The following is a 9,911-nucleotide window of genomic DNA, read 5'->3' on the forward strand; positions in this document are numbered from 1 at the left end:
AAGAGAAATGCGTATTAGTGAGTTATTGAGTAAAAAAGGAGTTGACCTTTTCGGGAAGCCGGCATCAAAAGAAGAAACAATTAAGCATCTGGTGAATCTCATGGATGAAACAGGAAATATCAGCGACAAAGAGATATTTCGGCTGGCTGTTATGAATCGTGAGGACGAAGGAACAACAGGCATTGGGGAAGGCGTAGCCATCCCGCATGGAAGATCAAAAGTAGTCAAAAATGCCGGACTTGCTGCCATGGTTGTTAGAGAAGGTGCGGATTTTGATTCGTTAGATGGGGAACCCGCGTTTCTGTTTTTTCTCATTGCTGTACCAGAGGTTGCCAATGATCTCCATTTAGAAGTGCTGAGCAAGCTTTCAACGATTTTAATGGATGAGAAGTTTCGAGCGAAGTTGATTCAAGCTTCAGATGTTGAAACATTTTTGAAACTGATTGATGAAAAAGAACAAGAAAAATTTGGGAGTGCTCAGGCGGCAGCTGATGATAAGCAAAAGAGAAAATATCAATTATTGGCGGTAACGGCATGTCCGACAGGAATTGCTCATACCTATATGGCAGCAGAAAGCCTGGAAAACAAGGCCAAGGAAATGGGTATCACGATAAAAGTTGAAACCAATGGGTCCGGAGGTGTGAAAAATCAATTGACGGCAGAAGAAATAAAAAATGCCGATGGTATTATCATTGCTGCCGATACAAATGTTGAAACGGATCGATTCAACGGAAAACCGGTGATACAAACGAAGGTTGCCAAAGGAATTCATAACCCCAAAGAGTTGATTGAGGAAGCATTATCAGGAAATGTTCCAATTTTTCATAGTGCAAGTGTAGCTGGAGAAGTAAAACAACAGTCAGGAGAAAAGGAAGGTGTCGGTCGGAAAATTTATAAGGATCTGATGAATGGCGTTTCCCATATGCTTCCCTTTGTTATCGGAGGCGGGATTCTAATCGCGTTAGCATTTCTTTTTGATGACTACAGTATAAATCCGGCTAATTTTGGAATGAATACGCCATTTGCGGCTTTCTTAAAGACGGTTGGCGGCACGGCTTTTGCATTTATGCTACCGGTATTAGCCGGATACATAGCAATGAGTATTGGCGATCGCCCGGCATTGGCAGTTGGATTCGTCGGTGGGATGCTCGCCAATACCGGAGGATCGGGATTTTTAGGAGCCCTATTGGCTGGTTTTGCAGCAGGTTATTTGGTTTTAGGTTTAAAAAAGGTATTTTCAAAATTGCCAAACAGTCTGGAAGGGATTAAACCGGTCTTGCTATATCCGTTCTTTGGTATCTTACTTATTGGAGCACTAATTATCTTTGTGATTAATCCGCCGGTGGCGGCGCTAAATAACTGGATGACGTTTATGTTAAACAGTATGGGATCTTCCAGCAAGGTTGTCTTGGGGATTGTACTTGGAGGCATGATGGCTGTGGATATGGGTGGACCGGTTAATAAAGCGGCTTATGTATTTGGAACCGCATCACTGGCATCCGGACAGTTTGATATTATGGCGGCAGTAATGGTTGGCGGGATGGTTCCACCACTTGGCATCGCATTATGTACAACATTTTTCAAAAACCGTTTTACTAAAAAAGAAAGAGAAGCTGGAGGAGCAAACTATATTATGGGACTTTCTTTCATTACGGAGGGAGCCATTCCTTTTGCTTCGGAAGATCCTATTCGGGTCATTCCCTCTTGTATAATCGGATCAGCAACAGCCGGCGGTTTGTCGATGTTTTTCGGCTGTACCCTAATGGCTCCGCATGGTGGTATATTTGTGTTCCCAGTTGTTGGAAATCCAATTGGCTATGTGATTGCACTCCTTGTGGGTTCAATTGTTGCAATGATACTGTTGGCAATTCTTAAAAAACCAAAAAATAAAGAAGTTATGGAAGCGATTGAAGATTAATATCTGAATTAATTCGGATAGTCGGAATGATGTTTTATCGGTTTGTCAGTGATTTAAAAAAACAAAAAAATCTTTAAAAACGATTTTTTTGTTTTTTTTTTGTATTAATTGTATACAAAATAGGTTGAAAGCAAATTATAAACGAACATTGGCCTAGTTTCATTGAATAGTGAGATTTTAACCAGTATAATGAATGATAAAGGTTTATATTACTGACTAGAAAACTGGATAACCAAATAACAAGTCGAGGATTAACTGCCTTTAAATAAACGCTATGTGTGCACTTGTGAAATACTAAAAGGAAGGATGTAGCAATGAAAAAGACAAAAATTTGTTGGCGATTTCTAAGCCTTGTTTTAGCGGTCATTCTAATTGCAACATGTTTTCCCATGGGGATTTTTGCTGAAGGGCTAAGCGGAAACGATTTCTGGTTTACTTCGAATGATTCAGAGACAACAGTTGCAACAATCGACGACAGTATGATTGTTCAAGGAACCTTAACTCCAATGATAACTTTTTCAGAGGACGTGTTCTATAATGGAAGTCCCCAGAACTTGGCGGCAATTAAACCAACTGTTGATGGACCAGAAGTGGATCCGGCGCTTGTCGAAATCACATATACCGGAACGAAGGTTAATGGGGAAGACTATTTAGAGTCGATCATTCCGCCTACCGATGCAGGAACTTATTCAGTGACAGCAAAATATGCAGGAGATGATAATTATAGAAGCGATTCAGAAACAAAAGAAATAAAAATAAAATGCATTGAACTTAATTTGATGGATTTTTTCACAGAAAAACCGATCACCAAGATATATGACGGAACGCTTGATGTTCCGGAAAACGCAATTGTCGGGCTAAAAAATAGAAAGGTGATAAAAGATGATGAGAATAACGTCATTTTTAATTTCAAGTCGGCAAGTTTTCTTTCAAAAGATGTGATGCCTGCTGAGCCCAATACTGTAACGGTGAAAAACGTGACGATTACCGGAAGTAAGGGACAAAACTATATTATTGTTGAAAACACCAACGAAAACAAAGAAACTGATCAGGAGAAAAAAGTTGCCAAAGATGCTAAACTCAATATTAGTGATGTAGTATTGTCTGCCAGCATAACACCAAAGCCGGTTGAAGTTTTTTTAACAGGACAAGATAAAGTTTATGATGGCACTGCAAATTTAAATGAGTGTGAATTCAACATTAATAGCGAGGATGTCATTGCCGGGGAAGAAATTGAGATATTTACTACCGATGATTTCAGCCCTTGGTATGGAGAAGAAAATAGCCAGCAGAAAGATGTTGGCGAGTATTACGTCTGGGCATCAGGTGGTTATTATTTTTATGGAATTAATGGTACAAACGGAAATAATTACACAATAAAAAATGATCCCATCTCATCAAAAGAAAAGTATTGCATTACACCGGCGCCAATAACCGTGGTACCTTCCTATCGATCAAAAGTTGAGGGAGATCAGGACCCATTTTTGACCTATACAGTCTGGCGTGATCACTCAGGAGATACGTTGGCAGAGGGACTCTTTGGAGGAGATACGCTTTATGGGTCTTTGGAACGCGAAGCAGGAGAAGCGGTTGGAAAATATGATGTTTACCTTGGCAGTTTAAGCAATTCAAATTATTACATTTCTTTTGTGCAAGGAGAAGATAAGTTTGAAATCCTCAAAAAGGATGAAGCTGCTGCTGCTGTTTATTCTGGTGATTATTACAACCCATCAACGGGAACAGGAGAAGATGAAAAAGAACCACCTGTTGCGTATTTTGGAATTGCATTAGCTTTATTGCTTCTTATAGTGGGCGGTATCTTTTTCGGAAAGAATCGATTGACTAAAATGTAAATTAAATAGTGAAGGATTGGTTTTAATGGAAAATTAAATGGATCCTTTTAGTTTATAAAATGGATCCTGCAAAGCAAAGGTAGAGACCAGATAATTTTTTAAAAGTGTATAGTTATGTTACTTTTAGGTCAGTAGAATGAAGGAGAGAGAATGAATAAGAAAATTTTTTTTATGCATATAGCTGCAACCGTTTTCGTATCGATGCTAGTTTTATTGGGGACGTCCACCAGTTTATTTGCGGAAGATGGAAAGTTGGCTACTTCGGTATCCATCGCCGATAATCCAGTATCGGTTGTTTTTAGTAGTTCGAGTGATGAGCTGGACAAAGCTGTTTATAATGCCCTTTGTGTGGTAGTAGTTGATGGAGATTCCAATAAGATTGATTTTTCATATGATGATATTAGTCTTGCTTATACTAAACAGATTGGAACACAGAAGGTAACGGTAACATTTAAGGGGAATGACAAATATGAAGCAAGTGCGGCAACTGGGTATATTACGATTACCGACGCTTCAAAAAAGGATACAAGACTTGTGTTAAAAGCTAATCCGCCGGCAGTGGGTTTTTCCAGCGATCAAGCCGTTTTAGACAAAGCCGTATATGATGATCTTTGCATTGTTGTGGTTGATAGTGATTCTAATAAAATCCCTTTCTCTCAGAACGATATTACTTTAAATTATAATCGAGTCATAGGAATACAAACAGTTGCGGTAACATATAAAGGAAATGAAAAATATAATAATTCTGCAGCAAGTGCAAAAGTTGAAATAACAGGCAAGATGGATACGAAAATTTCTTTAGCTGCCAGTCCACCATCTGTAGCATTTACAACGGATGCGGCAAAACTGGATTTAGCTGTCTATCAGGCGCTTAACATCGCGGTTGTTGATGCCGGTAATAATAAAATCAATTTTACAGCCAATGATATTGAAATAAGCTATAATCGGGAAGTCGGAAAACAGGATGTTACGGTAAAATATAAAGGGAATGATCAGTACACCGGGAGTAAAGCAACAGGGAACGTGACGATTACAGGTAAGACGGATCCTCCGATTCCAGCTAAAGAGAATACCTCGGTTTCTTTGACAAAATCTCCGCCTGGAGTTATTTACAATTCGAATTCTGTAAAAATGGACGCGGATGTCACCGCAGCCCTTGGCATTCAGGTCGTAGACAGCAAAAATAATAAAATCAATTTTTCGTCCAGTGACATAGAGATAAGTTATAATCGGACAGCAGGGGATCAGCCGGTGACAGTAAAATACAAGGGAACCGATAAATACAACAGCAGTCAGGCAGATCAGACGGTAAAAATCAAAGAACAGTTACCGTGCTCATTGGTGCTAACAGCAAATCCACCGACAGTCACATACGATGAAAACAAGAATAATCTTGATGCTGCTGTATATGAGAATCTTTGCATTGCTCTTGTTGATGATGATAATAATGCAATAAAATTTGAAAAGAAAGACATTGAACTTACCTATAAAGCCGAGATTGGAGATCAGCAAGTTGTTGTAAAATATAAGGGAAATGATAATTATAAGAGCACTATAGCAACTACACGGATAGTAATTGCCAAATCCAATTCACAATGGGGAACTTTGAAAATTGTTGGAGTGATTATGGCAGTTGTGATTATTTTAGGAATAGTTGGTTTCATTATTTATAGAAAAAAACATAAAACTGATTCAAAAAAAATCGATTGACAATGATGTGAATGTTACAACAAAAAATAAAAGGATCAATTTAATAAATATAAATTAAATAGATCCTTTTTATCAATTAATGAGTGAATCCGAAAGCACCTTTTTTTTCATCCGTATTACCATAAATAATAATATGAGCATGATCTAAGGTGTGAATGCTTTCCTTTAGATTCTCAACAAACAATCCAGCTAGTTGCAGACTTAAATCCTGCCGAATGACAACCCGCTGAATAACGATGTTGGACATATCATTGGGAAGAGGATATGCTGGGACCTGCCAACCATTGATTCTAAGGCGATCCGCTAAATCATAAAGAGTCCATTTTTTATCTGCGTTTTCTTTCATTTTCCAGCATACAATGGGGATATTATCGCCATCATTATAGATTTCAAAAAGTCCGGTTTTAGCTACCTCTTCAGAAATGTATTTCGCAACATTGCGTGTTCTTTGATGAATTTCTCGATAACCATCATACCCATAAGATAAAAAATTAAAGTACTGTCCTATTATATGACTGGAAGAGCGTGAAAAATTGATAGCCATAGTGGGTATATCGCCGCCAAGGTAACTTACCTTAAAAATAAGTTCGGAAGGAAGAAAGCATTTGTCTTTCCAGATTATCCAACCAACTCCAGGGTAAACAAGACCATATTTGTGACCGGAAGTATTAATGGAAATAACATTTTTCAATCTAAAATCCCATTCCAGATCAGGGTGAATAAAAGGAGCGAACAGTCCACCGGAAGCGGCATCCACATGAATGGATATTTTAAAATCCGTTGTTTGATTATAAGTCTCGACAAGTTTATCTAATTTTTTGACATCATCGTATTTGCCGGTATAGGTAATACCCATGATTGCAACGATGCCAATGGTATAGTCGTCAACATAATCCATTACTGTATCCATATTAAGACTCATGTGATTTTCGTCTATTGGGACAAGACGCATTTCAATATCCCAATAAACACAGAACTTTTCCCAGCAAACTTGAAAGCCAGAGGAAATGACCAAATTTGGCTTTTTTTCATTAATATTTAATCCGAATTTCTCAGCGTTCTTTCGCCAGGAGAATTTCATTGCTAATCCGCCAAGCATACAGGCTTCGGAAGAACCCACGGTAGATGTGCCGATAAAAGCCATATCTTGGGGTGCATTCCATAGATCGGCAATGATATTAACACAGCGATTTTCAAGATCCGTTGTTTGAGGATATTCAGATTTGTCGATGGCATTTTTTTCTAGCGTTTCGGACATGATCCGAACAGCAGCGGGTTCCATGTAAGTTTGACAGAAAGTGGCTAAGTTAAGTCTGGCACTGCCCTCGTCTAATAAATCATCTTTAATTAATTGATAAGCAAGTTCTGGATTAATTGATTTTTGACCCAATTGATATTTAGGTAAAAAGTCGGTAGAATTATCGCCAAAAATTGGCAGCGTGTAAACGCAATTTAATTGATCTTCTTCGGGCCTTGAATGTAACATATTTGCCTCCTGTAATAGTATTAATTTTTGAGTTTAGAGATAAATTGAAATAACTAGTAATTAAATTCTATTTTAACACACAAACACTGCTGGCAGAACTTTTGCATCCCAAAAATAAGCGGATAAATAAAACATACGCCATACTAATCGGTTAATAGTTACAAGGGTTTAACTTAAAAAGATTGACAATAATGATAGAAAAAGATATAGTTAATGAATAAAACAATCAAAAAACAAAGTGTTTCTTTTGTTAGGTGAGGCTCCTATACAGATATGGTTGCTGCCCGGAAACATCGAAAGATGCCAATGGGTCAACAGGTACTATCGAATTAAGGTTTTACTTAATGCAGCTGGGCATTGCCCTATGCTGTATAGTGCCGAAGCTCAACGAATGGAGGAATCATTATTTTGCTGCGCAAAAACCTCCACAAACAGTGGAGCTTTTTTATTTGCGGGCCGGTAATGATCCAAAAGAATGTTAGCAAAATATAGAGGTAGCTTGTAAAGAGCACTTCTTCTAGTTTGAATAATAAAAAAAGGAGATGAGATAGGATGGACGCAGATCCTGGAGATAAGCGCATTGAACAATGGAATAGCAAGAGCGACCAGAATATCTTAATGATCATTGGTTGCTCTTAATTAAGGAGGAAAATAATGATTAAAATCTACAAAACCATTGATGGAAAAATGGAAGAAATTGAATCCATCGAAAAAAATAGTTGGATTAATATGGTTAACCCAACGGAAGAAGAACTCCGTTTTATCACTGAAAAATTAGAGGTAGAACCTGATTTCCTTAGAGCGGCATTGGATGAAGAAGAAATTTCCCGTGTGGAACTTGAAGATAATAACCAGGCACTTATCACCATTGATGTACCGATTGTTGAAAAAGATGCAAAAATGGTACTTTATACGACTATCCCAGTTGGTATTGTTGAACTGGAAGATAACATTATTACAGTTTGTCTTCGTGAAAATACTCTTATTGACGATTTTGCCAAGGGGCGGGTTAAAAATGTATTCACAAATTTAAGAACACGATTCATCTTTCAGATACTCTATCGTGTTGCCAGTCGTTTCCTTGTTTATCTGAGACACATCAATCGAATGAGCAATGATGTCGAGAAAGAACTGCATATTTCCATGAAAAACAAAGAACTCTTTCAGCTACTTGATTTGGAAAAGAGTTTAGTTTTCTTTTCAACATCGCTGAAGGCCAATCAATCGGTTTTGGAAAAACTTCAACGCGGCCGTGTTATCAAACTTTATGAGGAAGATAAAGAGCTTTTAGAAGATGTTCTGATTGAGGTTCAACAAGCAATTGAAATGTCCAACATATACAGTAATATTCTAAGTGGTATGATGGATGCTTTTGCATCAATTATTTCTAACAATCTAAATATTGTTATGAAAGTATTGACGTCTATTACGATTCTTATGGCAATCCCAACAATGCTTTCAAGCTTTTTCGGAATGAACGTTATCGGAATTCCGATATCAAGTTTTTGGGGAGTGGTTTTAATTGCTTTCGCTTTTACGGGTGTGGCTGCATTTGTTTTATTTAAAAAGAAGATGTTTAGTTAGAGTTGTCTAAAAATATTATTGACAAAGAAATTCATATGGATGTATAATGAATTAAATAAATAAACAGTCTGTTTCAGGGCGAGGTGCAAGTCCTCACCGGTGGTATTTTGCTTCGGCAATAAGTCCGCGAGCCGAAAGGCTGATCTGGTTAGAATCCAGAACCGACGGTATAGTCCGGATGAAAGAAATGACGTACAAATTTTGCACGTAGAGCCCCTGGAATAAAATCCAGGGGCTTATTTATTTTCTGAACAGACAACAAGGAGGGTTTTATGAAAATCAAGACAAAACAACTGACACAAATGGCGGTATTGGCAGCAATGTCAATTCTATTGGTTTATTTGATTCATCTTCCGATTATTCCGGCAGCACCATTCCTGGAATATGATCCGGCAGATATACCAATTTTGATTGGGACCTTTATGTTTGGACCATTAGGCGGTTTGATCCTAACGGGTGTTGTTTGTGCCTTACAGGGAATAACAGTCAGCTCTTCAAGCGGTATTATAGGGGTCTTAATGCATTTCTTTGCAACGGGTTCCTTTGTTCTGGTAGCAGGCATGATATACAAAAAAAATCGCACCCGAAAAGGAGCTGTTATTGGTTTAGCTCTTGGGGCGGTGACAATGACGATTACGATGGTCATCTGGAATCTTGTTTTTACACCAATATTTATGGGTATACCCATTGATGCAGTAATACCGATGATTCTTCCGATGATTGTTCCGTTTAATCTCATTAAAACCGGTGTGAATTCGGTTGTTACTTTTATGGTGTATAAATCTGTTGGCAAAGTATTGGGAATGGAAATAAAAGAAGTGAAACTAGCAGATAAGTAAGGCTTAAAGCATGAATTAATATAGAAGGACCCTGAATCAATTTGATTCAGGGCCCTTCTATATTGGAATAAAACGCTTGAAACGGAGTTTAAGCAACAGTGAAACAAAAGAAAAAATTAAAATCGAAAAAAGATTGACAGAGTGTAATAATCGGAGTATACTGAAGAAGTTGTCTCGAACAGGGACAGCACAGCAAAAGAAACGATTTAAAAACAACTTAAAAAAAAGCTTGACAACTTAAGGCAGCGACGATATAATGTACAAGCTTCGTAAGAACGGAGCGGCGGTCATAGAAAAGAGAATAGTACCATAAAACCTGTAAAACAGCCAAAACATTCGTAAGAATGCAAGCGGCTAAAATAGAAACAGAGAGATGCACTCTATAAAACATCAACTCGCAAGAGGATAAAATTGAGTTATTCATGAGACAGATATGAAAGCCGAAAGGCTCGAATACAAACTTTTATTGAGAGTTTGATCCTGGCTCAGGACGAACGCTGGCGGTATGCTTAACACATGCA

At 37.9% G+C, this 9,911-nt stretch carries 6 protein-coding genes and 2 riboswitches; of the genes, 5 read left to right on the forward strand and 1 reads right to left on the reverse strand.

The window, feature by feature from the left end; genetic code table 11:
- Nucleotides 1-7: 7 nt before the first annotated feature.
- From FZC41_RS08430 to FZC41_RS08440, 3 genes are all read left to right on the forward strand, one after another.
- The gene (locus FZC41_RS08430) at nt 8-1,918 is read left to right on the forward strand and encodes a PTS fructose transporter subunit IIABC (protein ID WP_148566958.1); all 1,911 of its coding nucleotides are present in this window, start codon (nt 8-10) and stop codon (nt 1,916-1,918) included.
- A 314-nt stretch (nt 1,919-2,232) separates the two neighbouring features.
- Nucleotides 2,233-3,771, forward strand: a complete 1,539-nt coding sequence (locus tag FZC41_RS08435) for an MBG domain-containing protein (protein WP_148566959.1) — start codon at nt 2,233-2,235, stop codon at nt 3,769-3,771.
- A gap of 150 nt (nt 3,772-3,921) precedes the next feature.
- Nucleotides 3,922-5,481, forward strand: a complete 1,560-nt coding sequence (locus FZC41_RS08440) for a hypothetical protein (RefSeq protein WP_148566960.1) — start codon at nt 3,922-3,924, stop codon at nt 5,479-5,481.
- Between the two features lie 76 nt (nt 5,482-5,557).
- On the opposite strand, the gene gad is transcribed toward FZC41_RS08440, so the two are convergent.
- Nucleotides 5,558-6,967, reverse strand: coding sequence for a glutamate decarboxylase (gene gad, locus FZC41_RS08445; protein ID WP_148566961.1), 1,410 nt, complete (start codon nt 6,965-6,967; stop codon nt 5,558-5,560).
- Nucleotides 6,968-7,206: 239 nt separating this feature from the next.
- A riboswitch (M-box (ykoK) riboswitch) is annotated at nt 7,207-7,370 on the forward strand.
- 251 nt (nt 7,371-7,621) lie between these two features.
- On the opposite strand from gad, the gene FZC41_RS08450 reads away from it, so the two are divergent.
- Both FZC41_RS08450 and FZC41_RS08455 read left to right on the forward strand, forming a co-directional pair.
- Entirely contained in the window at nt 7,622-8,551 is a 930-nt protein-coding gene (locus tag FZC41_RS08450; RefSeq protein ID WP_148566962.1) for a magnesium transporter CorA family protein, read from the forward strand.
- Nucleotides 8,552-8,616: 65 nt separating this feature from the next.
- Nucleotides 8,617-8,745: riboswitch (FMN riboswitch) on the forward strand.
- 78 nt (nt 8,746-8,823) lie between these two features.
- A complete protein-coding gene (locus FZC41_RS08455; protein WP_148566963.1) occupies nt 8,824-9,390 on the forward strand; it encodes an ECF transporter S component in 567 nt (188 codons plus the stop codon).
- Nucleotides 9,391-9,911: the final 521 nt, after the last annotated feature.

The sequence above is a fragment of the Acetobacterium paludosum genome, assembly GCF_008086595.1.
GTDB lineage: Bacteria > Bacillota > Clostridia > Eubacteriales > Eubacteriaceae > Acetobacterium > Acetobacterium paludosum.

What these genes read in the sequence shown, in the direction of transcription:
- FZC41_RS08430 (WP_148566958.1), top strand. Translation starts at nt 8, where the DNA reads ATGCGTATTAGTGAGTTATTGAGTAAAAAAGGAGTTGACCTTTTCGGG.
- FZC41_RS08435 (WP_148566959.1), top strand. Translation starts at nt 2,233, where the DNA reads ATGAAAAAGACAAAAATTTGTTGGCGATTTCTAAGCCTTGTTTTAGCG.
- FZC41_RS08440 (WP_148566960.1), top strand. Translation starts at nt 3,922, where the DNA reads ATGAATAAGAAAATTTTTTTTATGCATATAGCTGCAACCGTTTTCGTA.
- gad (WP_148566961.1), bottom strand. Translation starts at nt 6,967, where the DNA reads ATGTTACATTCAAGGCCCGAAGAAGATCAATTAAATTGCGTTTACACG.
- FZC41_RS08450 (WP_148566962.1), top strand. Translation starts at nt 7,622, where the DNA reads ATGATTAAAATCTACAAAACCATTGATGGAAAAATGGAAGAAATTGAA.
- FZC41_RS08455 (WP_148566963.1), top strand. Translation starts at nt 8,824, where the DNA reads ATGAAAATCAAGACAAAACAACTGACACAAATGGCGGTATTGGCAGCA.